A 25,227-nucleotide genomic window follows, 5' to 3' on the forward strand; every position below is an offset into this window, starting at 1 on the left:
TGCCGGTCAGGCCGACGACGTCGCGCAGCACCCAGAGCAAGGGCATGTCGTCGGGGGCGTCGACCGAGCGGGTTTCGCCGTTGATGTTGAGGGTGATCATTCAGCCTCCGGGGCCGTTGTATTGGGGAGCGGCGCGAACGATGCGCGCCGCGTCATGGGGGCGTCGCCGTTGCGTCGTGCGCAACGGGTGCCGCGCGGCCCGGGTGCGGGCGAGCCGCGGCGGTGGTGTTGCGTGCTTGCGTCGTTACTCGGCCACGTCGATGGCCGACAGCACCTTGATGACGGGCGGTGCGGTGAACCAGTCGGCCGACTTCGTGCGGAATTCGCCGAAATACGGGCTGGCGAGATGCGCGTCGAACGCCGCCTGGTCGTCGTAGATCTCGTACAGATGCAGGGTTGGCGCGCCGTCCTGCTCGCGGAACAGGTCGTAGCGCCGGTTGCCCGGCTCGGTGCGTGTCTTCGCGACCATGCCGCGCAGTTCGGCCTCGGCGGCCTGCGCGTGTTCGGGTTTCAGGAACAGCGAAGCAATCACGTGAAGCGCCATTTTCTACTCCTTTGAAAACGGAAACGAGCATGCCACAAGCCGGCGTCTCGCGACGCCAGCGTGCAGCGGTTGTCTGTCGCCGAACGGCGGGATCAGGCCAGTTCGTCCGGGCCGACGCGCACGACGACCTTGCCGAAATTCTTGCCGGCCAGCAAGCCGATCAGCGCTTGCGGCGCGTCGGCGAGATCGGGCACGACGTCCTCGAGCGTCTTGACCTTGCCCTGCGCGACCCACTCGCTCATGTCCTTCAGGAACGGCGCATAGCCGGTTGCATAGTGATCGAGGATGATGAAACCCTGCACGCGAATGCGCTTGCGCAGGATCGCGCCCATCAGCGCCGGCACGCGGTCACGGCCGGTCGACACGGCCTTGTCGTCGTAGGCCGCATCGTTGTAGTGCGCAATGATGCCGCAGACCGGCACCCGCGCATGGTCGTTCAGCAGCGGCCACACTGCGTCGAACACCGCGCCGCCGACGTTCTCGAAATACACGTCGATGCCGTTCGGGCACGCGTCCTTCAGCTTCGCGGCGAACGCCGGATCGCGATGGTCGACGCACGCGTCGAAGCCGAGCGTGCCGGTCACGTACGCGCACTTGTCGGCGCCCCCCGCGACGCCGACCACGCGGCAACCCTTCAGCTTCGCGATCTGGCCGACCACCGCGCCGACCGCACCGCTCGCGGCCGCGACGACCACGGTTTCGCCGGCCTTCGGTTCGCCGATCTTCAGCAGCCCGGTGTATGCGGTGAAGCCCGGCATGCCGAGCACGCCGAGCGCGTACGACGGGTGCGCGAAATCGCGGCCGAGCGGGATCAGGTCGCGTCCGTCGGACAGCGCGTAGTCCTGCCAGCCGGCGCCGGCGACGACGAGATCGCCTTCGCGAAACGCGGGCAGGTTCGACGACACCACGCGGCTGACCGTGCCGCCGACCATCGGCTGGCCCAGTTCGGCCGGCGGCGCATAGGACGGCGCGTCGCTCATCCGGCCGCGCATGTACGGGTCGAGCGACAACCAGACGGTGCGCAGCAGTACCTGACCGGGGCCGGGAACCGGCACGTCACCGGTTTCGGCGCGGAAGTTGTCCGGCGTCGGTGCGCCGACCGGGCGCGAATTCAGGACGATCTGGCGGTTTGCGATCTTGCTTTGCGGCATGTGTGCCTCCGTCAACAGGAATGAACGTGCTTCGTGGGCACGATCGGATCAGGGATGGACCAGCGGGAAGTGCGCGTCTGCGGCGGCATCGGCAAGCAGGCCGGTGCGGTCGCAGGCAGGCGGTGGGAACGATCGGGACAGCGTAACGCGGCGTGAAGCGTTCGTCATGAGTGATTGAGTAGACCAGTCGTCTAGGGTCAAGGCAAAAACAAGGCGCGCCGATGCGCGCCCGGACTACGACTGCGCACCGTCGGATGCGGCCGGCGGCAGGCTCAGCATGCGCCGCGTCTCGGCCATCGCCCTTTCGAGCGGCTGGCGGTTGCGGTGAATCTTTTCCAGCAGTGTCGCGCCCAGCCACAGCTCGTACAGGATCGCGGCCGTGTGCGACGGATCGTCGACGCCGCTCAGCGAACCGTCGGCGAGCCCGGCCTCGATGCCGCCCGCGAGCCGCTCGATGATCTGGCTGGTGCCGCGCCGCAGCACCGCGCGCATCGCTTCCGACAGATCCGACACTTCCGCGCCGAGCTTCACCGCGAGGCACTTGCCTTCCGGATCGTCCGCGCATTGCGTGTGCAGCCAGTTGCCCCAGTACGTCATCAGGCGCTCGGCGCCCGTGCCGGCCTGCTGCTTGAGCAGCTTGTCGAGATGCGCGAGATAGCCTTCGAAATACGATTCGAGCAGCGCTTCGCCGAATGCTTCTTTCGAGCCGAAGTAATGGTAGAACGAGCCCTTCGGGATGCCCGCCGCAGCGAGAATCTCGTTCAGACCGACCGCCGAGAACCCCTTGTGGAGCATGATCGGCTTCGCGATGTTCAGGATGTGCTGGCGGACTTCGGCGCCTGAAGATGCATTCATGATGGCGTACGTAGTATGGTAGCAACGATTAGACCGGTCGTCTAGTAACGTCGAGCCGGCATGTTGAGCGGCACTTTACCCGATCCCAGTCGTGCGCCCAATGCCCGGCCGGCGTGCTGCTCGCCCGCGCGTGCCGTCTGCGCGTGGCGCGTCATGTCGACGACTCGGTTTCGCCGTCAGCGCGGCGCTTCGTCGGCACGCTTTCTCGTGCGCGCCCGCCGCTCGCTCCGCTCGACGGCCGGGATGGTCTTGACGCCGCGCAACGGCGGCCGGCGCACCCGCGCCGCCATCTCGCGCCTCAGCGCGTCAAGTTCGGCGCTGCGCGCCGCGTCGGCCGCCAGTGCGCCGTCGAGCTGCCCCTGAAGCACGCCGCAGCGATGCAGCGCGTCACCGAGTTGCGCCTGTAGCGCGGCCGCTTCCTTCCGCTGCTGCGCGTCGCGCTGTTCCGCGCGCGATGTCGCCGCGTCGAGTTCCTTTTGCAAGCGCGCGGTCGCGAGCCGCTCGCGATCGATTTCCTGAAGCGCCCGCTTTTCCGATGCGCGCAGCCGCTCTTCGGCGCGCCCGGTGTCGTCGCGCAGCCGGTCGAGCTGGGTGGTGAAGTCCGCACGGGCCTGCGCGAGTGCACGGTCGCCCTCCGCGTTGTCTGCCTTCAGGCGTTCGATATCCGCTTGCATTGCCCGCCGCGATGCATCGTCCGCCGCTCTTGCCTGCTCCAGTTCCTGAATGCGGACCTGCGCAGCCAGCAGCGCGGCCGTGCGTTGCTCCAGCGCGGTTTCGGTGCGGGCCAGTTCGGCTTGCAGCGTCGCCACTTCTGCTTGCGCCGCTGCCCGCTCGGCCTCGACTTCCGCGCGCAGCGCGTCGAGTGCGGCGGCCGCGTCGGTGCTCGACCGGTTCCATAGCGCCGCAACCAGTTCGCCGGCCGCCGCCTGCAGATCGGCCGGCAGGTCCGGATGCTCGATGCGCACACGGCTCTTTTCCCGCAGCTCGGCCCAGAACTCCCCGAGAACGGCTGTCGGCGTGCTCATGCTGCCCTTGCGCACGAGCTGGTACAGGCGGTTGGCCGTCGGCGTGATGCCGAAACGGAAGAACAGCAGTGCGCAGGCTTCGCGGTACAGCTCGCGGGTTTTCGGGAAGTTGGCCTTGAGGCGCTCGATTTCGGCGGTCAGGCGGGGTTCATCGGCGGCGAGGTCGGACATGGCGGGCTTCGAAGGAAATTTCGTAAATAATATAACGTAAACCGTTAAATATCCAATTTTTCAGAATTTAGATTTGACATTATTTCTATAATGTTGAATCGTCGGCTTCGGGCGGCCCTCCCCGATCACAGCGTTGAATCTTCCCGCCCAGCCCGCCTTCGCGTCGAGCATCGCGCCCCGTTGCCCCGCTATCCGGCCGCCTGTCACGGACCTGCCATCGTCGACCGGTAGCGTTCGAGCTTCCCCCCGTTTTCTACAGACGAACCCGCCATGCAGCGCCCGTCGCGCGCCACGTCCCACGTTTACACAGCCACGTCCCGCGCCCTCGCCGTCAGCCTCGCGATCAACCTGCTGTTGCTCGCCGTCGAGGCGGCGGCGGCATGGTCCGCGCATTCGTCGGGGCTGCTCGCGGACGTCGCGCACGCGGCGATCGATCTCGCAGCCGATGCGCTGCTCCTCGTCGCCTGCCGGTTCGACGCGCGCCTGCCGCCGGAGCGCCGCCCGACCTACGAGCCGCTCGCGCTCGCGGGCCTCGGCGCATTGCTGGCCGTAACCGGTGCGCAGATGATCTGGCATGCGCTGACGCGGTTCGATACGCCGCCCGTCGTGCAGCCGGGCGCGACCGCGCTTGCGCTGGTTGTCGTCACGCTCGCCGGCAAGGCCGTGCTGTCGTACTGGATGCTGCGCAAGGCGCGCGAGACCGGCTCCGCGCTGCTCGAGGCGAGCGGCTGGCACGTGCGGACCGATGCGCTGTCGTCGTTGCTCGCGGCGCTCGCGATGAGCGCGGCGCTGGTCGGCTTCGGCCGTCTCGACGACCTCGCGGCGCTCGCGATCGGCGCGCTCGTGATCCGCACGGGCGCCGGGTTCGTCCGTCGCGGCTGGGCGCAGTGGCCGGCATGGGCGGATTGGGCGAATCGCTCGACGCGCGGGTCGTGAACGCCGCGGGTGTCGCCCAACGCCCGATTCGCGCCCATGCCTGTACGATCGGCCCCGCTTAACAGGCTATCGTTTGTTTTTCTTTGATACAGGCTATGATTTGTATTTGTACAATACATGCCATAAACTGTATTTTCCGATTACAAACGATCGCCTGTCATCTCGCGGAGCGCCCGATGGCCTTTCCAGTCCAGACCCTGACCCAGTTGCGCCCGATACTCGTCGGCTTCCGGAAATCCGCGGGACTCACGCAGGCGCAACTGGCCGCCCGCCTCGGCATCACCCAGCAATCCTATGCCCAGCTCGAAGCCAACCCGTCGGCGGTCAGCATCGAACGGCTTTTCAAGGTGCTGAACGCGCTCGGCGTTCGGATGATGCTCAGCCCGGACGAACGGGATGCGCCGGCGGAAGCAGCCGATTCGGCTTCCGGCGCCGAGCCGCCGGCGCGCCGCAAGCCGGTCGCGAGCAAGCGCGGCGCCACGGCCGCCCAGGCCTCGACCGGAGCCGCGGCCGACGCCGCGCGGAAGCGCCCGGCAGCGACGACTCGCGCCAGGCCACGCGTGTCGAAGCGGGAGGACTGGTGACGATGGCCGCACGTGCCCGCCACGACCGGCTCGACCTGTGGATGAACGGCATTCCCGTCGGGTACTGGGAAATCCGCCGCGGCGTCGAACGTCTCGTCTACCTGCCGGACTGGCTCGAGGATCCCCAGGGCCGGCCCCTGTCGTTGTCGCTGCCCTTCACGCCCGGCAACCAGCCGCACCAGGGCGCGATCGTGGCCGACTACTTCGACAACCTGCTGCCGGACAGCGAGCCGATCCGCCGCCGCATCGCGCAGCGTTACCGGCTCGGATCGACGGCGCCGTTCGAATTGCTCGCGTCGATCGGCCGCGACTGCGTCGGCGCGATCCAGATGCTGCCGCCGGGCGAGACGCCGGTCGATCTCGAGGCCATCGAAGGCGCGACGCTCGACGACGCAGCCGTCGCCGACGTGCTGCGCCACGCGACCGCCGCGCCGTTGCCCGGCCGCGCGGAGCCGGACGCCGACCTGCGCCTGTCGATTGCCGGCGCGCAGGAAAAGACCGCGCTGCTGCGTCGGCGCAATCGCTGGCTGCGGCCGTCGGGCAGCACGCCGACGACGCACATCTTCAAGCTGCCGCTCGGGCGTGTCGGCAACATGCAGGCCGACATGCGCACGTCCGTCGAAAACGAATGGCTGTGCTCGAAACTCGTCGCCGCGTACGGCCTGCCGGTCGCGCCGTGCGAGATCGGCCGGTTCGACGACCAGAAGGCGCTGATCGTCGAGCGCTTCGACCGGCGTCCGTCGCGCGACGGCTCGTGGATCCTGCGATTGCCGCAGGAGGACATGTGCCAGGCGACCGGCACGCCATCGGGAGCGAAATACGAATCGGACGGCGGCCCCGGCATCGAGACGATCATGGGCATCCTCGCGAACTCGGCCGAAGCGTCGCGCGACCGGATGAATTTTTTCGTCGCCCAGCTCGTGTTCTGGGTGCTGGCGGCGATCGACGGCCACGCGAAGAATTTCAGCATCGCGCACCTGCCCGGCAATGCGTATCGAAGCACGCCGCTGTACGACGTGCTGTCCGCGCATCCGATCATCGGCACGCGCCGCAACCAGATTCCGCCGCGCCGCGCACGCCTCGCGATGGCTGTCTGCGGGAAGAACCGGCACTACGTGATCGGCGAAATCCAGCCGCGCCACTGGATCGCGCAGGGCCGCCGCGTCGGCCTGACTGAAGACGACGTGCGCGTCGCGATGGCGGCCGTCGCCGCACGGACGGAGCCCGCGATTGCCGAAGCCGCTGCGCAGATCCCGGCGGATTTTCCGGCGGACGTGGCCGACGCGATCTTCGACGGCATGCGTCGGCACAGCCGCAAGCTCGCGGCGGCCGATCCGGCGTGATCGAAGGCATGCGCGGCGGCGTAACGGCCGCCGGCGCCAGGTCGTTCAGCCGGCGTCGCGGGCGCGGGCGAGTGCCGCCAGGTTGCCCTCGCCGAACCCGTGGTGCCCCTTGCGCTGCACGATCTCGAAGAAGATCTCGCCGGGACGGCGTTTGACGAAGGTCTGGAAAAACAGCCTCGGCACGCCGTCGCTGCCGATCTCGCCGTCGACCAGCACCGCGCGGCCGCGCAGCGCGTCGAGATCGACGCCGTGCCCCGGCAGCCGCGCATCGACGTCGTCGTAATAGCGTGCGGGCGGCTCGATGAACTCGACACCGTTCGCACGCAGCGCATCGACGCACGCCAGGATGTCGTCGGTGGCCAGTGCGACGTGCTGCACGCCCTCGCCCGGATGGTCGGGCAGGTACGCATGCATCAGCTCGGTGCGCCGCGTACCTTCCTCATAGACCGGAATCCGCACCGCGCCGCACGGCGACACCATCACGCGCGATTCCTCCGACACATGCCAATGCGCGTCGATCTGGTGGATCTCGCGGAAATGCAGCAAGTCATGGTAGAAATCCAGCCACTCCTGCATGCGGCCCGCGCCGACGGTTTGCGTGAAGTGGTCGACCTGCTGCAGGCCGACGCCCGCGCAATCGAGATCGGTATGCGCGGTCGCGATGTCGATCGGTCGGAAATCGATGTCGAAGATCGAGATGTCGCCGACGCCGCCGCGCTGGCCGTCCCGCCCGCGCCACCGGTCGACGAAATACAGGTGCGAATCGCCGATGCCCTGGATCGCCGGAATCTTCAGTTCGCCGACGCCGACCTTTTCGCCTTCGAATGCCCACGCACCGAGCTGGATCGCGCGCTCGAACGCGCGCCGGGCGTTCGCCACGCGCAACCCGATCGCGCACACGCCCATCCCGTATTCCTCCGCATAGCGCGCGGCGAATGACTCGGGTTCGGCGTTGATCAGGAAATGCATCTGCCCCTGCCGGTACAGCGTGACGTTCTTGCTGACGTGCCGCGCGATCGCCTTGAACCCGAACTGCTCGAAGCGCTGCGCAAGCGCGTCCGGCACGGGCGCCGCGAATTCGACGAATTCGAGGCCGGCCATCCCGAGCGGATTGGCGGCCGGATCGGCGACGGGCGGCGTATCGCTGGATAACGGGTGGGAATTGCCGGGCATTCCAGTCTCCGGGGGCATGCGGTCGATGGGGGAATGGTGCCTGTCGCGTGCGGCATGCGCGGCCGATGTGGCGGCCGCACTTCCGCCCCGGACGGGCGAGTTGTCGATGCTGCAGATTTTAACCAGATCGTTCACGGCGGCACACCCCGGCCGAACGGGATATCGACACGCCGCCTAGTGCAAACCCGAAAATCGTTCGATAATCGCACGGAATTGAACGATAATCGCGCGCATTATTCGATTGGCCAATTGCCGCCGTGCGGCGCGCGCCCTATTCTCCGTTCACCCATCGACTTCAATGCAGCATCGGACGCGGCGCCGCCACGATTCCACGATGCGCCGTGCCAGGAGACACCGCCATGACCCCTACCTTCGACACCCTCGACGCCGCCGCCGGCGCGCGTGCACGCAGCCAGGCCCGCAAGGCCGCGATCGGCAGCTTCGTCGGCGCCGTCGTCGACTGGTACGACTTCCTGCTGTATGGAATCGTCGCCGCGCTGGTATTCAATTCCGAGTTTTTCCCGAAAGTCAGCCCGACGATGGGCACGCTCGCGGCGTTCGCCACCTTCGGCGTCGGCTTCCTGTTCCGGCCGCTCGGCGGCATCGTGTTCGGCCACTACGGCGACCGGCTCGGCCGCAAGCGGATGCTCGTGCTGACCGTGATGCTGATGGGGCTGTCGACGGTCGCGATCGGCCTGCTGCCGACGTTCGCGACGATCGGCTGGTGGGCGCCCGTGCTGCTGGTGCTGATGCGCGCGATCCAGGGTTTCGCGGTCGGCGGCGAATGGGGCGGCGCGGCGCTGATGGCCGTCGAGAGCGCGCCGAAGCAGAAGAAGGCGTTCTACAGCAGCGGCGTGCAGGTCGGCTACGGCGTCGGGCTCGTGCTGGCCACCGGCATCGTCTCGATCCTGAGCCATACGCTCGGCGAGGCCGCGTTCAAGTCGTGGGGCTGGCGCCTGCCGTTCGTGTTCAGCATCGTGCTGGTGCTGATCGGGCTCTGGGTGCGCAAGAACATGGACGAATCGCAGGAGTTCGTCGACAAGGTCGAGCACGGCAACCGCAAGCTGCGCCTGCCGGTGCTGGAAGCGCTGACGCGCCACCCGAAGGCGTTCCTGCTGATCGTCGCGCTGCGGCTCGCCGAACTGTTCACGATGTACATCGTCACCGCGTTCGCGCTCAGCTATTCGACGACGAACCTCGGCATGTCGCGCGACCTGTTCCTGAACATCGGCCTGCTGGTCGGCGCGGTGAGCTGCGTGACGATCCCCTGCTTCGCGTGGCTGGCCGATCGCTACGGCCTGCGCCGCATCTACCTGATCGGCGCGCTGATCGGCCTTGCGTCCGCGGTGCCGTTCTTCGTCGCGCTGGAGTCGCGCTCGATCGCGTGGATCGTGATCTTCTCGATCCTGCTGGCGAACGCCGCGCACGACATGGTCGTAAGCGTCCAGCAGCCGCTGTTCACCGAGCTGTTCGGCGCCGAATATCGCTACAGCGGCGCCGGCGTCGGCTATCAGTTCGCGAGCGTCGTCGGCGGCGGGTTCACGCCGTTCATCGCGGTCGGGCTCGTCAGCGTGGCCGGCGGTTCGTGGCACCTCGTGGCCGGCTATCTGGCGGCCGGCTGCCTGATCTCGCTGGTGGTCGCCGCGCGGATGCGGGCGGCGCAATGATCGCCTGACCGGATGGCCGACCCGATTCACGGTCGGCCACGCGGCCGGTCATGCGACCATGCTGGCCGACATTTGACCTGCTGCAATTCGACCTGCTACATCGCGGGCGCGACGTCAAACACTGTCAGTTACGCGCGCCGATTCCCCTTTTCCCCCTCCGAACATTCCACGCCGCGTGCCGACCAATGGCATCATATGGGCCTACGTCAGTCACCGATACGCCCCCATATCATGTCGAATCTCATCGTCCACGGCGGCACTCCGCTGCGCGGGGACATCAAGCCGTCCGCGAACAAGAACGCCGTCCTGCCCATTCTGTGCGCCACCCTGTTGACCGATCAGCCGCTGCGTCTCGTCGGCGTGCCGGACATCACCGACGTGCGCAAGATTCTCGATATCTTCCGCACGCTCGGCAGCGACGTGTCGGTCGATTTCACGACGGGTCTGCTCGAGCTTCACCATCGCAACACGACGTTCGATCCGGCCGTCCATCGGCTGCCCGAGGCGATGCGTTCGTCGATCATGCTGATTCCGCCGCTGCTCGCGCGCTTCGGCGTCGCGCGCCTCGAGAACGACGTGAAAGGCTGCACGCTCGGCGTGCGCGAGATCGATCCGCACGTCGAGGTGTTCGAACGTTTCGGCGCGCACATCGAACGCACGCCCGATTCGCTGATCGTCCGTACCGACGGCCCGCTGACGGCCAACGATCACTGGCTCGACTACGCGTCAGTGACGACCACCGAGAACTTCGCGCTGTGCGCGACGGCCGCGAACGGCACGTCGACGCTGATGAACGCGGCCTCCGAGCCGCACGTGCAGGAGTTCAGCCAGTTCCTCGCGATGATCGGCGTCGCGATCGAGGGCATCGGCACGTCGCGGCTTTGCGTGACGGGCGGCGGCAAGCTCGGCGGCGGCGAGTTCCGCTTCGCCGAGGACTTCCATGAAATCGCGACGTTCCTCGCGCTCGGCGCGATCACCGGCGGCGACATCACGGTGCGCAATTCGTCGCCCGAGCATTTCCCGCTGATCGACCGCACGTTCGCGAAATTCGGCGTCACCGTCACGCACCGCGACGGCTGGTCGCGCGCGGAACGCGACGGCCCGCTGCGCGTGCGCCGGCCGTTCACGCAGAACATCCTGACCAAGGTCGAGGCCGCGCCATGGCCATACCTGCCGGTCGACCTGCTGCCGATCTTCATCGCGCTCGGCGTGCGTGCGGAAGGCAGCGCGATGTTCTGGAACAAGGTCTACGACGGCGCGCTCGGCTGGTCCGGCGAACTGTCGAAGTTCGGCGCGCACGTGCTGCTGTCCGATCCGCACCGGCTGATCACGTTCGGCGGGCTGCAACTGACGCCGGCGCGCGTCGAGAGCCCGTACATCATTCGCGTCGCGATCGCGCTGCTGATGGTGGCCGCGAGCATCGAAGGCCGTTCGGAAATCATGAACGCGCTGCCGATTCGCCGCGCGCATCCGCATTTCGTCGAAAACCTGCGTTCGGTGGGCGCGAACGTCGAGTGGACGAGTAGCGAGTAAAGTCATGACGGATGCGGCGCGCGTAACGGTCGCGTCGCATCCGGTTCTCGCGCTTTTCATGCCGTATCGGTCGCTTCCATGCGCGGCCGCGCAGCGCTCTGCCATCGGCCGCCATCTATTCACGTCAGCACACTGCGTGCTGCTTCACGCTTCTTCCCGCAGTCTGCGCCAGCCCGGCGATGCATCGTCGGAACGTCTACTTCCGCGACCCGTCGGCCTTTTCCCGCTCGCGGAAAACCAGATTCAGACCTGTCCAATTGCCGAAACGTGAGCCCCTATCCGGCGGGCAAGGATCGCGGATCAACCGATCTCCCGTTCCCCCACCAGTCGCGCGATAATCGCCCACTCCTGCGCGAACACCGCGCGCCATAGCCCATCCGTGATGACGAAAAAGCCCGAACTCGACCGACGCGACTGGATTGCCGGCCTCGAAAAAGGCCTGATGATCCTGGAGGCTTTCGACAGCCAGCACGCGCGCATGACGCCCACGCAGGCCGCCGCACGCACGGGCCTCACGCGCACGGCCGCGCGGCGCTACCTGTTGACGCTCGAATCGCTCGGCTACGTGTACACCGACGGCAAGCTGTACGGCCTCACGCCGCGCGTGCTGCGGGTCGGCTGGTCGTACTTCGATTCGGCGCGGCTGCCGCGCACGGTCCAGCCTTATCTGCAGCAACTGAGCGCGTCGCTGAACGAATCGGCGTACGTCAGCGTGCTCGACGGCTGGGAGCTCGTGTTCATCGCCCGCAACGGCGTGTCGCGCGTGATGACGACGGGTTTCGTGCTCGGCGCGCGCGTGCCGGCGCCGCTGACGTCGCCCGGCGTCGTGCTGCTCGCCCATCATCCCGATCGCGAAGCCGTGCGCGCGTGGCTCGACGAGACCGAGCTGCCGCCGTTCACGCCGCACACGATCACCAACAAGGCGCGGCTGCTCGAACAGGTCGACCATGCGCGCGACGCCGGCTACGCGGCGATCGAGCAGCAACTGCAGGTCGGCGTTCGCGGGATCGCGGTGCCGCTGAAAAACCGTCACGGCGAAGTCGTCGCCGCGCTGAGCACGAACATGCCGATCGGCGCGGAGACAACCGACGCGGCCGTGCGACGTGTGCTGCCGCATCTGCAGGAAGCCGCGCTCGCGATGCTCAACGTGCTGTAGCGACCGACGCCGCCGTCACCCGATCCGCCACCACCGCGGCAGCAGGTTGCGCACTTCGCGCCGTCGGTAACGGTCGTCGATCAGATGCACGACGCCCTCGTCTTGCTCGGTGCGGATCACGCGCCCGGCCGCCTGCACGACCTTCTGCAGCCCCGGATACAGGTACATGTAGTCGTAACCGTTGCCGAAGCGCGCGTCCATCGCGCGCCGCATCTGCTCGTTGATGTCGTTGACCTGCGGCAGCCCGAGCGTCGCGATGAACGCGCCGATCAGCCGCTCGCCGACCAGGTCGACGCCTTCCGAGAACGCCCCGCCCAGCACCGCGAAGCCGACGCCGCGTCCGCCCGCGTCGAAGCGCGCGAGAAACGCGTCGCGCTCGCTTTCGGCCATGCCGGGCGCCTGCGCCCACACGGGGACGTCCGGATGGCGCGTCTGCATCAGCGCGACCACGCGCCCGAGGTAGTCGAAGCTGCTCAGGAAGCCGAGATAGTTGCCGGGCCGTGCCGCGTATTGGGCGGCGATCAGGTCGGCGATCGGTTCGAGCGAACGATCGCGGTCGCGCCAGCGCGTCGACACGTGGCTCGCGACGCGCACCGTCAGCTGCTCGGCGCGGAACGGCCCGTCGACGTCGAGCCAGCCCGTATCGCCGGGCACCCCCAGCGTGTCGCGATAGAAATGGAACGGGCTCAGCGTGCCCGAGAACAGCACGGTCGCACGCGCGGCTTCGTAGCGCGGCGCGAGGAAACCGGCAGGGATCACGTTGCGCACGCACAGCGTCGACTGGACGCGGCGCCGACGGCCGGCCGTCGCGACGCCGTCGAGCGCCGGCTGCCGCGGCATCGGTTCGCCCTGCAGCGTCGCGTCGAAGATCGACGCGCTGTCGAACGCCTCGGCCAGCACGCCGAACTGGATCGCCTCGAAATGAAAACGCAGCAGCGCGTCGCCGTTCGCGCGCGGCGCGTCGGTCAGGTGTTCGCCGATCGCCGCGACGAGGTTCTGCACGGCCGACACGATCGGGCCCGGCACGTCGGGATAAGCCGCATAGCGCTCGGCCTGCGCGCGATTGAGCGTGCCCCACGCGCGGGCGAGCCGGTCGAATGCCTTGCGCAACGCGGCCGGCGCGGCTTCGCGCGCGGCCGCGAACGCGAACGGATCGAGCGACGCGCTGTACATCTTGCGGGCGCGGTCGAGCAGGTTGTGCGCTTCGTCGACGAGCACGCCGACGCGCCACTGGTTCTGCTGCGCGAGCGTGTGCAGCATCGCGCTGCCGTCGTAGTAGTAGTTGTAGTCGCCGATCATCATGTCCGACCAGCGCGCGAGTTCCTGCGCCAGGTAGTACGGACAGACGTCGTGCGCGAGCGCGGCGGCGCGCACGGTATCGCGATCGAGCAGCCCGGCCTCGATCGCCGCGTCGCGCGCGGCCGGCAGCCGGTCGTAGAAGCCTTTCGCGAGCGGGCACGATTCGCCGTGGCACGCGAGGTCCGGATGCTCGCACGCCTTGTCGCGCGCGACGAGTTCCAGCACGCGCAACGGCAGCGCGGGCGTGCCGGCGCCGAGCGTCGTCGCCGCTTCGAGCGCGAGCGCGCGGCCGGGCGTTTTCGCGGTCAGGAAAAATACATGGTCGAGCTCGCCCTCGCCGCATGCCTTCAGCAGCGGGAACACGGTGCCGAGCGTCTTGCCGATGCCGGTCGGCGCCTGCGCCATCAGGCAGTGTTCGTTGCGCGCCGCGCGATAGACGGCCACCGCCAGCTCGCGCTGGCCGCTGCGGAACTGCCCGTGCGGGAACGCGAGCGCGCGCAGCGCCGCATCGCGCGCGGCGCGGTGGGCCGTCTCGCGTTCGGCCCAGCCGACGAAGCACGCGCACTGCTCGGCGAAGAACGTCGCGAGCGTGGCGGCATCCAGCGTTTCCGTCAGCACCGTCTCGCGCTCGGACACGATGTCGAAATACACGAGCGCGACGTCGATTGCCTTGAGGTCGCGCGCGTCGCACATCAGGTGCGCATAGACCTTCGCCTGCGCCCAGTGCAGCGCGCGATGGTTGGCCGGCATCGCGTCGAGGCTGCCGCGATAGGTCTTGATTTCCTCGAGCCGGTTCGCCACCGGATCGTAGCCGTCGGCGCGGCCGCGCACGGTGAGCGTGCCCCACGTGCCCGTCAGCGCGATCTCGGTTTCGTAGCGCGCGCCGCGCTTCGACGTGACCGCGCCGTGGCCGGCGATGCCTTCGAGCGCGGTCGGCGCGGGCGTGAAGCGCAGGTCGAGATCGCCGCGCCGCGCGGTGAACTCGCACATCGCCCGCACCGCGACCACGTAGCTCATGCGGACAACCCCGCCGCCTCGGCGTGCGCGACGTCGTCGCCGGCCCATTCGACGTCGACGACGCGCACCGGCATCCGGTGGGCGAGGCAGTACGCGAGCCAGCGCGTCTGGTTGTCCTGCAGCCGGTCGCCGGGGCCCTTCACCTCGATCAGCTCGTAGCGGCGCTCGTCGGGCCAGAAGCGGACGAGATCGGGCAAGCCGGACCGGTTGCTGCGGATATCCGCGAGCAGGCGCGTGAACCACAGCCGCAGGTGCTCGGGCGGCAGGCAGGCCAGCGCTTCGTCGAGCAGCGCGTCGGTCAGCACGCCCCAGAACACGAACGGCGACTGCAGCCCGGCCTTCGTCGCGAAATGCCGGCGGATCGTGTCGCGGTACGCGCCCGAATCGAGTTGCGCGAAGCAGGCGTCGAAGGCCGCCGCGCGGCGCACGGCGAAATCGGGTGCGTGCAAGTCGGCCGGGCCGCGCTGGAACGGGTGAAAGAATGCGCCGGGCACGGCCGCGAACACGGGCTCCCAGCACAGCAGCCCGAACAGCGAATTGATCAGCGTGTTTTCGACGTAGTGGACCGGCGAAGCCGGCTGCGCCAGATTGTCGCGCACCGCGAATTCGACGCTGATGGACGCGTCGGGACGCGCAAGCACGAGCGTCTCGCGCGGCACGTCCGCGGCAGCGGTCGCGCGTTCGACGCGCTGGCCGGCACGGCGCTGCAGGCGCGGCAGCATGCGTTCGACGCGCTGACGCTCCTCGTCGCTCTCGAAGCCGCCGCGGGCGTCGAGCGCCAGCGCGAGCGCGTCGTCGTCGCGCCCGCAGCGTTCGAGCACGCGGATTCGCCGGTGGCGGCTGCCGGGCCACGCGCTGCGCGCGTATGCGTCGAGTGCGGCGCACCAGTCGGCACGGCGTTCGCATGCCTGGCCGAGCGCGAACAGCAACTTCGCGCGGCGCGTCGCGAGCCACGGTTGCGCGCAGTCGACTGCATCCAGCGCGCGGATCAGGTCGTCGAACGGCAGATCGTCGGGCCATGCATCGAGTGCGTCGCGGCACATCTGCAGCGCGAGATACGCGTCGACGTCGCCGCGCTGCTGGAACGCGCGCGACGATGGCGCGATCGGCACGCTTTCGTACTGGAACACGCCGAGATCGGCGAGCACGAATTCGCTCCAGTCCTGATGCAGATTGCCGAAGAACATCAGCCGCAGCCGGTCGCACAGCGCGCCGACCGTCACCCGTAACACCCGATCGCCGGGCTGCGCGCACCACGCGTCGAGCGGTTGCGCGACGTCGTGCGCGGGCCGCAGCCGGTCGAGCCAGTCGGCCTTGCGCTCGCCCGCATGCGCGGCGAGCGCCGGGAAGATGCGCAGCAGATCGGCCTTGGTGGACAGCGCGAACAGCTCGTCGAGCGTGAGCGCCGGCGCCGGATCGACCCAGCCGAGCGCGACGAGCGGCGCGGCGGCGTCGAGCGTGCAGCCGATCTCGTCGTACACGAGCTTGGTCGCGCGGAAATCGGACCCGTTGCGCATCAGCATCCGCACGAGCAGCGCGCGCGACGCCTGCGGCAGCGTCGCGAACTGCCGGACGAACGCATGCTCGTGCGCGTCGAACAGGTCGTCGTAACGCTCGCCGAGCCAGGCCAGCGCGCGTTCGAAATTGGTCAGGTAGTAAAACGCCGGAGGCGTCGGCGAGGCAGGCGTCACGGGGATCGATCACTGTACATTTGTACAGGTCGCAATCATATCAAATATGACGGGCAATGCCGCACGCGGCATCGCCCTTGCGCTGCCCGGCCGGTCAGAACTGGTAATTCACCGACATGTCGAACACGCCGTTGGTCGACTGCTGCGTGATCGGGCTGCGCGCCGCGCGGCCGACGAGCTGCTCGAGCGCGCCGTCCACCGTGACGAACCAGTGCTTGTTCACGAACCACACCATCGTCATGCCCACGCCGGCCGACTTGATCCCGGCCCCCGACGAATAGGCCGGCAGCCCGGAGCGCGCGGCCGCGCCCTGGTTCACGCCGAACCAGCTGTTCATGTAGCGGGAATCGGCGAACGTCACGGTCGGCCCCGCGAACCAGAAGAAGTGCTCGTTGCTGCCGGGCATCGGCATGTACGCGGAGAAATCGCCGGTCCAGCCGTTCGACCCGCCGATGCTGCGCCGGATGTCCGCGCGCAGCACGAGCGGGAAATCCTTCGAGACCACGTAGTCGGCCGCGAGCTTCATCACGGGCGCCGCGTTGATGTTGTCGAGACCGTTCAGGTGACCGAGATCGTCGGCCGACCGACGCCCGAGGTCATAGCCGACCGACAAACTCACGCGCCAGTTCGGCCCGCGCAGCACGTTCGCGCCGAGGCCCTCGCCCGTCGACAGGAAGAACAGGTCGCGATAGCGGATGTCGAAATTCGGGCCGCCCATCACGCGATAGCGGTCGGAGCCCGCGTAGCGCGGCTGCAGCGTCATCGCGGCGCCGACGCTCACCTGCCACGTGGGGATGTTCGGATCGAAGAGTTTCTGGAGCGGTACACCCGCCGTGTATTGCCATTCGCCGAGCGGCGAAGGCGTCTGGGCCGACGCGTCGCGGGCGCCGGCGGCGGCGAGCGCCGCGAATGCCGACAGGCCGGATACGAACCGGCGTACGCCGGCGGACAGCAACAGGCGAGCAACAGTGGTCAAGGCGGTCTCCGTCGGTTGCACGAAACGAACCTGAGGGAAAGCGCGTCGCGCTTCATCGGCTGCAACGGCAGGCAGCCTGCGGCGCGAACGTAGCATGCGCTGAATTAACGGACATCCTACGCGACGCGCGCGCAGACGCAAAGCGCCCGTTGTGGGCGGGCACTTTGCCGGAAGCCGGCACGAGCCGGCGGACGATTGCGGAATCAGAAACGCTCGACGTGATAGTCGCCGGCGAGCGCGGCCGGACTGCGGGTCGACATCATTCGCGAGAAGCCGTCGGCGAGCCGGCCGAGCGCGAGCTGCTTCTGGCTCGCGTCCCAGTGCGTGTAGGTGTCGTAGGCGGCATCGTCGAACGAAACGGTGACGGCGACCGGACGGCCGCTCGCGCGAAAGCCGATCTGCAGCACGCCGCCCGGCAATTCCTCGATGTGATAGCGGAGCGAACGCGATTCGAAATAGCGGCCCAGTACCTGAGCGATCGCGCGCTTGTCTGGCGATTGCACGTGAATGTCCATGACGGTCCTCCTTTTCAATGTTCGCGTGGCCGGTCGTGGCGCACGGCGCCCGCCCGGCATCCGCATCGGCGGCGGGTTCGACGGCGGATCGCCTTGCGGCAGCCCGTCGGGCACGGGCGGATCGACCGGGTCGTCGTGCCCGGGCGGCGGCGGATCCGGGTCGACGTCGGGTGTCGTCGGTTCGGGGCGGTGCAGCATGGATGGCGTGTTCATGTCACTCCTGCGCGACGGCGCGCGCCGTTCGATGGCGAGGCGAGCCCTCGCAAGCGGCGTGCCTGCTGTTGCGCCGCGCCCCTTGGCCGGTCGGCTCACGCGTCGTACGCCGCCATGACGAGCCACATCGTGCGCCCCTCGGCGGTCAGCTGCACGGCGAGCGCGAACGGATCGGACGGTTCGCATTGCGCGACGAGTGCCTGCTGCGCGCGTTCCGGGCCGTCGTAAACGGTGTCGTTCAGTTCGCGCACCTCGTCCTTGCCGTCGAACATGCGCCGCTCCGGCCGATAGAGCCGCGATTCGCGTTTCCACGTATCGAAACGCTCGCGCACATGGCCGAAATCGCCACCGCATACGTTCGCGTCGTAACGTATTCTTTCCCTGGCTGCATTCATCACGATGTCCTCTCGTCCATCCCGGACGCGTGCCGGCTGGTTCCGCCGGCTTGCAAACGCCGTGCCCCCGGCTGCCGCGGGTACGGTGCTTGCGGCTTCTCATCGACAAGGAGGTTCGACCATGACCGTATACTCCACCGGCCGCCGCGACGCCGTGCCACCGGCTGCCGGACTGCTCCGGCTCGCCTCGTCGCGTCCGCCGTCTGAAGACAAGACGGAGGAGCGCATCGACGAAGGGCTCGAGGAGACGTTTCCGGCCAGCGATCCGCCCGCCGTCGGCGGTGCGACGCGTATCGACCCCACCAAGCCGTCCGGCGAGCGCGAACGTCGCGCGCCGCACGTCCCTTCCCCGCCCCGCGATCACGGCTGACGGGGGCACCCGGCGCGCGTTGCGTGGCAGCGCAGCCCCGCGTCGGCTCAAATCAGGAGCGATCCGATGAAAGTCCTTGAACGCAGATGGCATGAAATCAGTGGCGCGGCCGGCGTGGCGGCGCTCGCCGCGATCGAAAGCGCGGTGGTGCTGGCAATCGTCACGATGACGGGCATCGGTCACTGACGCCCCCGTCGCCAGGCCGCGGCTGCCGCCGTGGAAGATGTACAAGCGCGATGGCAAATTTCTCCGTCGCCCGGCAAGCCAGGTGCAGGTGCGTTACGCGCCGTGCGCGTGGCACAAGCGGTGCTCCCGTATCGTCCCGATCACGAAGGAGGCGTTCATGTATCGCGTCAACGAGATCATGTCGCGCGACGTAGTGTGCGTCGCGCCGACCGACACGATTCGCCATGCGGCCGAATTGATGCAGCGCTTCGATATCGGCGTGCTGCCCGTTTGCGACGGCGCCGAGCTCGTCGCGATCGTGACCGATCGCGACCTCGCGGTGCGGGCGCTGTCGCACGGCCATTCGCCCGATACGCCGGTGCAGGCGGTCGCGTCCAGGCCCGTGCAGTGGTGCGTCGAGGACGACGGCGTCGGCGACGTTCAACAGCGGATGGCCGACGTGCAGCTGCACCGCTTGCCGGTGCTCGACCGCAGCCTGAAGCTCGTCGGCATGGTGTCGCTCGGCGACATCGCGACGCGCGCGGGCGGACCGGCGCGCGACGAGCTGGCCAATACGCTCGAGGACGTCTCGTTGCCGCGCCGCCGCTGACCGGCGCCCCGATCATCCCGCGGCCTGCCGCCCCGGCGCACTACCCGCGCGACGAGTCTGCGCGCGGGCCGGGTTGCCGCTTCGACCAGGAGGTTTTCGATGACAACGGACAAACCGTCGCGCGACGCCGCGCGCATCGTCGGCGCGAATCCGCGTACGGCCGCCGGCGGGCCGGGGCCCGACGTGATGGCCGCCCGCACGCTCGAAGGCGATCGCGTGCTGACGATGGACGGCGACGACATCGGCAAGATCGCCCACATCATGCTCGACGTGCGCACCGGGCGGATCGCGTATGCGGTCGTGTCGTCCGGCGGTCTGCTCGGGATCGGCGACAAGCTGCTCGCGGTGCCGTGGAACGCGCTCGTTCTCGATGCCGAACGCGAATGCTTCGTGCTGCCCGTCGACACTGCACGTGTGCGCGAGGCGCCCGGCTTCGACAAGAGCCGGTGGCCGACGATGGCCGACCCCGAGTGGGCCGAAGCGCTGCATGCGTATTACGGCCGTTCGCCGTACTGGCTGATCGAGGAAGGCGAAACGGCGCTCGATTCGCCGCCGTACGAGGCGTCGCCGGGCAGCCCGGAAGACGGGTCGCGGCAGCACTGAACGCTATCCGAACTGTCCGCCCGAAAGCCGGTCACTGCGCGGTGGCCACCGCCTTCGCGAGTTGCCGCGCGGCGCCCAGATGCGCGTTCAGCGTGGGCAGCGTGCGGGCCGCGAATGCGCGTAGCTGCGCGTCGCGGCCCTCTTTCGCCTCGGCTTCGTAAAGCCGGACCGCCGCTTCGTGCGCGTGTGGGCCGGCCAGCGCCACATACGCCGTATCGAACGCGCGCCCGTTCTTCGCCCGCAATGCCGTCACGGCCGGGTCCACGAGCATTCGCGTCTGGACCGGCACGCCCTTTTGCGCGCCAAGGTGCCGCAGTTCGTCCGCGATACGCGCGTGATCGTCGACCATCCGGCGCGCGAAGGCCTTCACGTCCGCGTTCGACGAGCGATCGAGCGCGAGCTGGCCGGCCTGCCGTTCCACCTTGCCGATCATGCCGGCCTTGTCGACGAACTCGGCGTCGATGCCGGTCGGCCGCTGCGTCATGCCGGCCTCGTCGGCGGTCGGGCTGGGGAGGATGACGCCCGGCGCGACCCGGGCGGACGAAGCCGGCGTCTGCGCGTGCGAAGCCGCGCACGCCAGGACACCGGCGATGGCCGTCAGCACGCTGGCCTGCCGCCGACGCGTGCGTTGCTCGATTCGGGTCGTTTTCGTCATCCGGGGCCTCCCGTGTGGAACGACGGAGCGGGCCGGCCGCGCGGCTTGCTGTCACGCGGGACGATGGGCCGACGACGTGAAGAAATCGGTCCACGCGCCGTGGTGCCATGCGCCCTCGGTGCGCTCCACCGACAACGCGCCGGCCGCGAGCATCGTGCGCTCCGCGAACGTGATCGTGCGCCGCGTCACATGCGCGGCCAGCACGACGCCGTTTTCGCATTGGTTCAACGCGCCATGCCCCTCCGGCGCATCGCCGCGCATCTTGCCGAGCGCGCCGCACAACGCGCCGACATAGCCGCCCACGAGCGGCACGCCGATCCACGCGAGCGGCGAATGAAGGCCGCCGAGATACAGCAGCGCGGCCCCGGCGAGCCCGACGACCGCGCCGACGGCCACGCCTTCCAGCGCGCCGAGGCCGCCGGGCCGCGCGGCGGAGTCCGCATAGACGTCGCCGCCGAGCCAGAACAGCGCGTGCTGCCCGGGCGGATTGAGAAAGAAGACCTTCACGTCGTCCCGATGGATCGCGTGGCCGCGCAACTGCTCCGCGCAGCGTTCCGCCTGTTCGAGCCGCGAGAAGCGGCCCGCGATGATGGTGTCCATGTCGAACCTCCTGCCCGGTGACGCGCAGGGTCGCGGGCGCGCGACGCCCGATCGGCCCGGCGCTGGCCCGCGCATCACGTTACTTCCGGCGAATCTGCAGCTTGTCGCGCACGCCGCTCACGCCGCTGACGTCGTGCGCGACGCGGATGGCGGTCGCGCGTTGCCGCTCGTCGGGCACGTTGCCCGTGAGTTCGACCACGCGGTCGCGAACCTGCACGTCGATGTCGCCGGAGGCCAGGCCGCGTTCGGCGACGAGCGCGGCCCTGACGCGGGACGCGAGCGTCGCATCGCGGATCTGGCCCCCGACGGCCGACGCCTGGCTCGCCAGCTTCGCACGGGTGCTTTCGTCGGCCGATGCGTAGCGGGGCGTCGCGAACCATGCACACGACATCATCAGTATGCTCGCGATCGGCACGACCGGCGTCCTGCGTCGGGTGCGTGCCGGCTTGCCGTCCGTGCCGTCGCGCCGCGGGTTTTCCGTTGCGTCCATCGCGTCTCCTTTTTCGTATGTGCTCAGCGTCACGCGACCGGCGTGCCGCGCCGTCCGTGTGCGCCGCTACTGCTCGCGCGGCTTCCCGCCGCTCCTGTCGTTCGGGTCGTCCGGTACGACGTCGACGATCACGCTCGCGAGCGTCGGCATGTCGACCGGCTTGCACAGATAGGCATCGAACCCGGCGGCCATCACGCGGCGCCGGTCTGCGTTGCCGGCGTGCGCGGTGACGGCGACGACCGGCAGATGCCCGCCGCCGTTCGGCAGGCGCCGGATCCGGTCCAGCAGCCAGTAACCGTCGCCGTCCGGCATCGCGAGATCCGACAGCACGACGCTCGGCTGCTGCCGCTCGACCGCCTCGAGCGCATCGTGCCCCGACCGCGCGGTCGATACCTGCGCGCCCATCGTTTCGAGCGCCACCGCGAGGCTCGTCCGCGACGTCGGGTCGTCGTCGACCACGAGCACGCGCTGGCCGTCGAGCGCGACCGTATCGGACATACGCTTCGCGCGTGGCGGCTGCTCCACCGGATCGTCGGCGTCCCAGCCGGCCGGCAGCGTCACCGTGACGGTCATGCCGCGCCCCGCCCCCGCGCTCGTCGCGACGACCTCGCCGCCATGCAGCTGCGCGATGTTGCGCACGATCGACAGGCCGAGCCCCAGGCCGCGCTTTGGCGACGTGAACGCGCCTTCCGGCCGGCTGAACGTGTCGAACAGGTGCGGCAGGTATTCCGGCGCGATGCCTTGCCCGGTATCGGAGACCGACAGCCGCACGCGCTCCCCGGCACGCGTGAGCGACACGTTGATGCGTCCGCCCGGCGGCGTGAACTTGATCGCGTTCGACAGCAGGTTCGACAGGACCTGGCGCAGGCGTTCGCCGTCCGCCGGAATCACGCAGGCCGGCATCGCGTACTCCGTCGACAGCACGAGCCCGTTCGCCTCGGCCGTCGCGTCGAGTTCGCGCGCGGCGTCGCGCACGATCCGCACGAGATCGACCGGCACGCGTTCCAGGCGCAGCCGGCCGGTCGCGAGGGACGACGCGTCGAGCAGGTCGGCGACCATGTGCGACAACGACCGCGCGCTGCGATCGATCGCGTCGACCGCCTGTTGCGCGAGGCCCTGCCCGTCGGCGTTGCGCAGCACCTCGACCCAGCCGTAGATCACGTTCAGCGGCGTGCGCAGTTCGTGCGACACCGTCGCCAGCAGTTCGTCCTTCAGCCGGTTCGACGCGTCGGCCTGCACGCGCGCGTCGCGCGCGCCGCGCAGCGAGCGCAGGTGGTGGCGTTCGTTGCGGCGGCGTTCGCCCGCTTCGCGCAGCGTCAGCGACAGGCCCGTGCAGTTGCCCTGCGCGTCGACGAGCGGCGACGCGGCGAAGGTGGCGCGAAAACGGCCGCCGTCGGGTCGCACGCACAGGACGTCGAGCGGCCCGACCGGCGTGCGCAGGTTCGCGAACGACACCGGCACCGCATGCCGGCGCAACCAGCGCGGCGCGATCATCGTGACGATGTCGCGTCCGCTCGCCTGTGCCGGATCGATGCCGAAGATGTGTGCCGCGGCCGGATTCCAGCTGACGATCCGGCGCTCGGCGTCGGTCCCGACGATCGCATCGGGCGACGCATCGACCACGCGGCGCAGCAGCCCGTCGTCGGACACGCACGCGACGGACGACGGCTCGCGATGCGGCGGATACGGATCGTCGTCGTGGTCGCCGGTCCCGTGCGGACGATCGTTCGCGAGCAGCGGCTTCACCGCCGCCACCAGCACGCATTCGACGAAACCGATCGCGACGAACGCGCTGGCTTGTGCCAGCAGCGTAACCAGCGGCGCGTCGCGCCACCACAATGCGGAGATCACGCCGACGCTCGCGACGGTCGCGACGAGGCCGCCGCCGAACGACGTCAGCCATGCGGCGGCCGCCACGCCGGCATAAAAAGGCAGCGGCGCAAAGGGCGCGTGCTGGCCGACGGCCCGAATCGCCCACGCCTGCAGCGCGGACGCCAGCCCGACGGCCAGCACGACCCATGCACCCTGCCGGAACAACTCACGGGTCAGAGTCCTCATTGCGTCCTTGCATCGCGCCGGCTCCCGTCGTGCGGGGGGATGCCGCCTTTCGGCCATCCGGCATACCGTCGAGCGCGCCGGGCGAGCAGGAAAACGCCAGCAAACGACGTACCCGATGGTGGCCGCGCGCGGCGTTCCGGGCAACGGATGGCCGGACCCTCCGCCCGCGTCGGCTGCGGCCCGGATGGGTGGCTGCCGGTGTTGCCACGCGCACTGTCGCAATGGGTCGCCGGCCGCTTTTTTCATCGAGTTTCTGTAAAAAAGCGCCGGTTATCACCTGACCGACGCGTCGTGCAAGGGTGCGCGAAAAACGATGGACGATTTCTTTCGCTCGCGCCGCGCACATTGGAATTTTCTATTCCGCGGCACCTTCGCGGTCGTTTCGCTGTCGACGATAAATATTGCAATCAACGGGACGCGTGATGCCGTTTTTCAAAACGGCCCGCGAACGCTTATGGGTGAATCCGCCAACCGGACGAAACAGCGCGCAGACGGTCGCCGGCTGTCCGGCCGGTCCGCCGCGATGCGCGCGCTGCTCGCCCGTATCGACAAAATCGCGCCCACCGGCGCGAGCGTGATGATTGCCGGCGAAAGCGGGGTCGGCAAGGATATCGTCGCGCGCCGGCTGCACGATCTGAGCGCGCGGCGCGACGCCCCGTTCGTGCCGATGAACTGCGGCGCGATTCCCGCCGATCTTGCCGAGGCGCAACTTTTCGGGCACGAGAAAGGCAGTTTTACCGGCGCGATCACGCAGCGCGAGGGTTTCTTCGAAGCCGCGCGCGGCGGCACGCTGTTGCTCGACGAGGTCGCGGAAATGCCCGCCGCGCTGCAGGTGAAACTGCTGCGGGCGATCGAGTCGAACACGATCGTGCGCGTGGGCGGCACCGAATCGATTCCGCTCGACGTGCGGTTCGTGTCGGCCACCCGCCACAATCCGGCCGACGCGGTGCGCGACGGCCGGCTGCGCGAGGACCTGTTCTACCGGCTCGCCGCGTTCGCGATCTACGTGCCGCCGCTGCGCCAGCGCGACGGCGACGTCGAGACGATCGCGCAGGAATTCGTCGACACGCTGAACGCGCGGCATCGCGCGCACAAGCGGCTGACCGACGCGGCGATCGCCGCATTGCGCGCGTATTCGTGGCCCGGCAACGTGCGCGAACTGCACAACACGATCGAGCGCGCGTACATCCTGGCGGACGAAGGCATCGACGTCGCCCTGCCGAAGCAGCCGATGCCGGTGGCCGACAGCACGTCGGAAGGCGCGATGGCGCTGCCGGTCGGCGCGACGCTGCACCACGCGCAGCAGCGCTTCATCGCGGCGACGCTGCGTCACTTCGACGGCAACAAGCCGCGCGCGGCCAAGGCGCTCGGCATCAGCCTGAAGACGCTCTACAACCGGCTCGCGCTGATGCGCGACCAGGACGGTTCGTAA

General features: G+C 68.9%; 24 protein-coding genes and 1 pseudogene. 10 read left to right on the plus strand and 15 right to left on the minus strand.

Annotated elements, in window-relative coordinates; genetic code table 11:
• From HWX76_RS35410 to HWX76_RS35430, 5 genes and pseudogenes are all read right to left on the minus strand, one after another.
• A pseudogene (locus tag HWX76_RS35410) lies at nt 1–100 on the minus strand ((2Fe-2S)-binding protein); the annotation flags it as partial.
• 144 nt (nt 101–244) lie between these two features.
• On the minus strand, nt 245–544 hold the full coding sequence (locus tag HWX76_RS35415) for a putative quinol monooxygenase (RefSeq protein ID WP_050011072.1): 300 nt from the start codon (nt 542–544) through the stop codon (nt 245–247).
• A 92-nt stretch (nt 545–636) separates the two neighbouring features.
• Nucleotides 637–1,695, minus strand: coding sequence for an NADP-dependent oxidoreductase (locus tag HWX76_RS35420; RefSeq protein WP_050011071.1), 1,059 nt, complete (start codon nt 1,693–1,695; stop codon nt 637–639).
• A 234-nt stretch (nt 1,696–1,929) separates the two neighbouring features.
• The gene (locus tag HWX76_RS35425; protein ID WP_050011070.1) at nt 1,930–2,550 is read right to left on the minus strand and encodes a TetR/AcrR family transcriptional regulator; all 621 of its coding nucleotides are present in this window, start codon (nt 2,548–2,550) and stop codon (nt 1,930–1,932) included.
• Nucleotides 2,551–2,726: 176 nt separating this feature from the next.
• Complete coding sequence (locus HWX76_RS35430) at nt 2,727–3,746, minus strand: DNA-binding protein (protein ID WP_124630231.1); 1,020 nt, start codon at nt 3,744–3,746, stop codon at nt 2,727–2,729.
• A gap of 270 nt (nt 3,747–4,016) precedes the next feature.
• Here HWX76_RS35430 and HWX76_RS35435 point away from each other — a divergent pair, with 270 nt between their 5' ends.
• The 3 genes from HWX76_RS35435 (at nt 4,017) to HWX76_RS35445 (ending at nt 6,609) form a co-directional block, all read left to right on the plus strand.
• On the plus strand, nt 4,017–4,682 hold the full coding sequence (locus tag HWX76_RS35435; RefSeq protein WP_050011068.1) for a cation diffusion facilitator family transporter: 666 nt from the start codon (nt 4,017–4,019) through the stop codon (nt 4,680–4,682).
• A 176-nt stretch (nt 4,683–4,858) separates the two neighbouring features.
• A complete protein-coding gene (locus HWX76_RS35440) occupies nt 4,859–5,266 on the plus strand; it encodes a helix-turn-helix transcriptional regulator (RefSeq protein WP_050011067.1) in 408 nt (135 codons plus the stop codon).
• 2 nt (nt 5,267–5,268) lie between these two features.
• Nucleotides 5,269–6,609, plus strand: a complete 1,341-nt coding sequence (locus tag HWX76_RS35445) for a type II toxin-antitoxin system HipA family toxin (RefSeq protein WP_089489377.1) — start codon at nt 5,269–5,271, stop codon at nt 6,607–6,609.
• A 45-nt stretch (nt 6,610–6,654) separates the two neighbouring features.
• On the opposite strand, the gene HWX76_RS35450 is transcribed toward HWX76_RS35445, so the two are convergent.
• Complete coding sequence (locus tag HWX76_RS35450; protein ID WP_050011065.1) at nt 6,655–7,782, minus strand: VOC family protein; 1,128 nt, start codon at nt 7,780–7,782, stop codon at nt 6,655–6,657.
• A 359-nt stretch (nt 7,783–8,141) separates the two neighbouring features.
• Between HWX76_RS35450 and shiA the strand changes: the two genes are divergently transcribed.
• From shiA to HWX76_RS35465, 3 genes are all read left to right on the plus strand, one after another.
• On the plus strand, nt 8,142–9,449 hold the full coding sequence (gene shiA / locus HWX76_RS35455) for a shikimate transporter (RefSeq protein WP_089489376.1): 1,308 nt from the start codon (nt 8,142–8,144) through the stop codon (nt 9,447–9,449).
• Between the two features lie 231 nt (nt 9,450–9,680).
• Nucleotides 9,681–10,982, plus strand: a complete 1,302-nt coding sequence (locus HWX76_RS35460; protein WP_124554271.1) for a UDP-N-acetylglucosamine 1-carboxyvinyltransferase — start codon at nt 9,681–9,683, stop codon at nt 10,980–10,982.
• A gap of 382 nt (nt 10,983–11,364) precedes the next feature.
• Nucleotides 11,365–12,138: an IclR family transcriptional regulator C-terminal domain-containing protein gene (locus HWX76_RS35465; protein ID WP_050011062.1), complete on the plus strand. Its 774-nt coding sequence runs from the start codon at nt 11,365–11,367 to the stop codon at nt 12,136–12,138.
• A 15-nt stretch (nt 12,139–12,153) separates the two neighbouring features.
• Here the strand turns inward: HWX76_RS35465 and HWX76_RS35470 are convergent, their stop codons facing one another.
• The 5 genes from HWX76_RS35470 to HWX76_RS35490 all read right to left on the minus strand — a co-directional run bounded on the left by HWX76_RS35470 (nt 12,154) and on the right by HWX76_RS35490 (nt 18,244).
• On the minus strand, nt 12,154–14,454 hold the full coding sequence (locus HWX76_RS35470) for an ATP-dependent DNA helicase (protein WP_176017068.1): 2,301 nt from the start codon (nt 14,452–14,454) through the stop codon (nt 12,154–12,156).
• The gene (locus HWX76_RS35475; RefSeq protein ID WP_176017069.1) at nt 14,451–16,145 is read right to left on the minus strand and encodes a VRR-NUC domain-containing protein; all 1,695 of its coding nucleotides are present in this window, start codon (nt 16,143–16,145) and stop codon (nt 14,451–14,453) included. Before HWX76_RS35475 ends, HWX76_RS35470 begins: the two co-directional genes overlap by 4 nt.
• Nucleotides 16,146–16,239: 94 nt before the next feature.
• Nucleotides 16,240–17,121, minus strand: coding sequence for a MipA/OmpV family protein (locus HWX76_RS35480; protein WP_050011059.1), 882 nt, complete (start codon nt 17,119–17,121; stop codon nt 16,240–16,242).
• A gap of 203 nt (nt 17,122–17,324) precedes the next feature.
• Entirely contained in the window at nt 17,325–17,636 is a 312-nt protein-coding gene (locus tag HWX76_RS35485; protein WP_041492268.1) for a hypothetical protein, read from the minus strand.
• A gap of 308 nt (nt 17,637–17,944) precedes the next feature.
• Nucleotides 17,945–18,244: a hypothetical protein gene (locus HWX76_RS35490; protein ID WP_050011058.1), complete on the minus strand. Its 300-nt coding sequence runs from the start codon at nt 18,242–18,244 to the stop codon at nt 17,945–17,947.
• Nucleotides 18,245–18,365: 121 nt separating this feature from the next.
• Between HWX76_RS35490 and HWX76_RS35495 the strand changes: the two genes are divergently transcribed.
• The 3 genes from HWX76_RS35495 to HWX76_RS35505 all read left to right on the plus strand — a co-directional run bounded on the left by HWX76_RS35495 (nt 18,366) and on the right by HWX76_RS35505 (nt 19,992).
• On the plus strand, nt 18,366–18,614 hold the full coding sequence (locus tag HWX76_RS35495) for a hypothetical protein (protein ID WP_124630235.1): 249 nt from the start codon (nt 18,366–18,368) through the stop codon (nt 18,612–18,614).
• A 343-nt stretch (nt 18,615–18,957) separates the two neighbouring features.
• On the plus strand, nt 18,958–19,389 hold the full coding sequence (locus HWX76_RS35500) for a CBS domain-containing protein (RefSeq protein WP_012340039.1): 432 nt from the start codon (nt 18,958–18,960) through the stop codon (nt 19,387–19,389).
• 99 nt (nt 19,390–19,488) lie between these two features.
• Nucleotides 19,489–19,992: a PRC-barrel domain-containing protein gene (locus tag HWX76_RS35505; protein ID WP_176017070.1), complete on the plus strand. Its 504-nt coding sequence runs from the start codon at nt 19,489–19,491 to the stop codon at nt 19,990–19,992.
• A 31-nt stretch (nt 19,993–20,023) separates the two neighbouring features.
• Here the strand turns inward: HWX76_RS35505 and HWX76_RS35510 are convergent, their stop codons facing one another.
• The 4 genes from HWX76_RS35510 to HWX76_RS35525 form a co-directional block, all read right to left on the minus strand.
• Complete coding sequence (locus tag HWX76_RS35510; RefSeq protein WP_176017071.1) at nt 20,024–20,647, minus strand: DUF4142 domain-containing protein; 624 nt, start codon at nt 20,645–20,647, stop codon at nt 20,024–20,026.
• Between the two features lie 51 nt (nt 20,648–20,698).
• Nucleotides 20,699–21,247 (minus strand): hypothetical protein, encoded by a 549-nt coding sequence (locus HWX76_RS35515; protein ID WP_089489370.1) that lies wholly within the window; start codon nt 21,245–21,247, stop codon nt 20,699–20,701.
• A 79-nt stretch (nt 21,248–21,326) separates the two neighbouring features.
• Nucleotides 21,327–21,737, minus strand: coding sequence for a BON domain-containing protein (locus HWX76_RS35520; protein ID WP_050011054.1), 411 nt, complete (start codon nt 21,735–21,737; stop codon nt 21,327–21,329).
• A gap of 66 nt (nt 21,738–21,803) precedes the next feature.
• Nucleotides 21,804–23,795, minus strand: a complete 1,992-nt coding sequence (locus tag HWX76_RS35525; RefSeq protein WP_124630237.1) for an ATP-binding protein — start codon at nt 23,793–23,795, stop codon at nt 21,804–21,806.
• A 454-nt stretch (nt 23,796–24,249) separates the two neighbouring features.
• Between HWX76_RS35525 and HWX76_RS35530 the strand changes: the two genes are divergently transcribed.
• Nucleotides 24,250–25,227, plus strand: a complete 978-nt coding sequence (locus tag HWX76_RS35530; protein ID WP_235356122.1) for a sigma-54 dependent transcriptional regulator — start codon at nt 24,250–24,252, stop codon at nt 25,225–25,227.

The organism is Burkholderia sp. BCC0398, from assembly GCF_902833245.1.
Classification (GTDB): Bacteria; Pseudomonadota; Gammaproteobacteria; order Burkholderiales; family Burkholderiaceae; genus Burkholderia; species Burkholderia sola.